Origin of the sequence: Alkalibacterium sp. MB6, from assembly GCF_009935905.1 — a bacterium.
GTDB lineage: Bacteria > Bacillota > Bacilli > Lactobacillales > Carnobacteriaceae_A > Alkalibacterium.
The window spans coordinates 1-906 of sequence record NZ_PREX01000068.1; the positions used below are offsets into that span (position 1 = coordinate 1).

Annotated in this window: 1 protein-coding gene; it reads right to left on the minus strand. The window is 32.8% G+C overall.

Annotated features, from left to right (window positions below; genetic code table 11):
* Positions 1 to 172: 172 nt before the first annotated feature.
* Positions 173 to 694, minus strand: coding sequence for an Abi family protein (locus C3945_RS11695; protein ID WP_161879825.1), 522 nt, complete (start codon positions 692 to 694; stop codon positions 173 to 175).
* Positions 695 to 906 lie beyond the last annotated feature (212 nt).

The window sequence follows — 906 nt, forward strand, 5'->3', positions numbered from 1 at the left end:
ATCGGCTTTCTGTACTTTACACACCATACTATATGGTACTGAATATAGTAGACGTAACCTCTTCCTTTTAGTGCTTTTTGCACCATAATCACCTCTACATGTATTTTATCATATGTAGAAATAAAAAAACATGCAAAATCGCTTACTCACGACTAAAGTCACGAGAATGCGCTCATAAACTCTTCAATAGAATCCATGGCGGGATATTTCCGTGTTCTTCTCTATAATGCTTGAATGGCTCTACTTCATCCCTTACTATATTATTAAACTTTCTAAATAGCTGATCAATTTCATATTCGCTTTTTCCTTGATAATAACTTCGTCTGCCACTCTTGTAATTTTCTCGAATTAAATACTCCTTCTGATAAGACCCATATTTCTCTCCAATCACGTAACTAATCGCTGTTTTAATAATCCGTTCAAATTCGATGGTTGCTTTGAATATAGAGTGCTGCAAATTTTTGTCAAATTGAAATAAAGCTAAAATTTGTTCAAAGGTCGTTCCGTCTATGTATTTTTCATTAACAGAGCCGCTTGCTTCTTCTAAGAACGAATCTTTATAACCATTAATGATATCATAGTAACCATACCTAAGAAGTTCACTTTCTGCATGTTCTTCAGAAAGAAAGATTAGACCTCTATCTTTTAAAATATTTATTTGTTCTTTAATCGTTTTGAACGGTTTTTCACCCATATTATATTCCTCCTAAAACACAAAAAGAGCCCCTTTTACAGGACTCCTTTCGGTCGGCTGAACTTCAGCCCTTCATTAAGATTATTTAAATTATAATCTATTTAAGTCCTATTGTCAACTTTTCATCTTCTATTGTATGTGTCAAGTTATTCTCGGAAACCTTATCTAGAAATGCAAAAACGCTGTTTTTGTAGTGATTGTTTATAGATTTT